The following is a 1,364-nucleotide window of genomic DNA, read 5'->3' as shown; positions in this document are numbered from 1 at the left end:
CTCCAGGACAAGCTCGACGTGGGTCCCGCCCGCTGACCGCCCCCCTCCACCCTCTTGACAACTCCCGCTTCCCACCCAAACCATGTTGCGTATAACGGATGTCGTTGTGCCATGTGAGACAGCTTGTCTGGAGCCCGCATGAGGAGCATCACCGTCGTCGGAGCATCGCTGGCAGGCCTGAGCACGGTCCGCGCGCTGCGAACGGACGGCTACGACGGCGAGATCGTCGTCGTGGGGGAGGAGCGCCACACCCCCTACGACCGCCCGCCGCTGTCCAAGGACTTCCTCAAGGGGAACGTCGACGCCGCCGCGCTCTCGCTCGGCGACACCGAGGAATACGCGGACCTGGACGTGCAGTGGCTGCTCGGCGAGCGCGCGGTGCGCCTCGACCCCGGCGCCCGGACCGTCACCCTGGCCGGGGGACGGCATGTGCGCACCCACGGGGTCGTCATCGCGACCGGCGCCGCCGCCCGCACCCTGCCCGGCACGGACGGCCTGGCCGGCGTCCACACCCTGCGCACCCTGGACGACGCCCTGGCGCTGCGCGCCGAACTGACGAACGGCCGGCCCCGGCTCGTCGTCATCGGCGCCGGGTTCATCGGCGCCGAGGTGGCCTCCACCGCCCGCGGACTCGGCCTCGACGTCACCGTCGTCGAGGCGCTCGGCATCCCTCTCGAACGCCAACTGGGGCGCGAGATGGGGCTGGTGTGCTCCTCGCTCCACACCGACCACGGGGTCCGTCTGCTGTGCGGGACCGGCGTCGCGGGACTCCTCGGCGAGGGCCGGGTCACCGGCGTGCGGCTGGCCGACGGGCGGGTCCTGCCCGCCGACGTCGTCGTGGTCGGGGTCGGGGTCAGGCCCGCCACCGACTGGCTCGCCGGTTCCGGAGTGCCGGTGGACGACGGGGTGGTGTGCGACGCCGGCTGCGCGACCGGTGTCCCCGGTGTGGTCGCCGTCGGTGACGTCGCCCGCTGCCCCCACCCGTTCACCGGACGGCACGCCCGGATCGAGCACTGGAGCAACGCCGGCGAACACGCGAAGACCGCCGCCCGCACCCTGCTCACCGGGGTGTCCGCCCCCGCTCCGGCCACCGCCCCGTACTTCTGGTCCGACCAGTACGGGGTGCGCATCCAGCTCGCCGGGTACGTCGCTCCCGGCGCCGAGCCCGAGGTCGTCGAGGGCGACCCCGGCAGCCGTTCCTTCACGGCCGTCTACCGGCGCGAGGGCACCCCCGTCGCCGTGCTCTCCCTCAATCAGCCCAAGTTCTTCAACCGGCTCCGCCGCACTCTCGTCCCCGCCGTCCCGGCCGCCGCCCACTGAGCCCCCACGCGAGGAAACGTAGATGACCCTCTTCCACCAGTCCC

The 1,364-nt window shown here is 73.2% G+C and carries 1 protein-coding gene; it reads left to right on the top strand.

Annotated elements, in window-relative coordinates:
* Positions 1-138: 138 nt before the first annotated feature.
* A complete protein-coding gene (locus tag AQJ64_RS44580) occupies positions 139-1,320 on the top strand; it encodes an NAD(P)/FAD-dependent oxidoreductase (RefSeq protein ID WP_055638879.1) in 1,182 nt (393 codons plus the stop codon).
* The last annotated feature ends 44 nt before the right edge of the window (positions 1,321-1,364 follow it).

Source organism: Streptomyces griseoruber (assembly GCF_001514205.1).
Lineage (GTDB): Bacteria > Actinomycetota > Actinomycetes > Streptomycetales > Streptomycetaceae > Streptomyces > Streptomyces griseoruber.
The sequence above is the reverse complement of the archived record's forward strand: the minus strand, read 5'-3'. Positions and strand labels throughout refer to the sequence as shown.

Bases quoted from the DNA above. Each gene is read 5' to 3' on its own strand.
- AQJ64_RS44580 (WP_055638879.1), top strand. From the start codon at position 139: ATGAGGAGCATCACCGTCGTCGGAGCATCGCTGGCAGGCCTGAGCACG.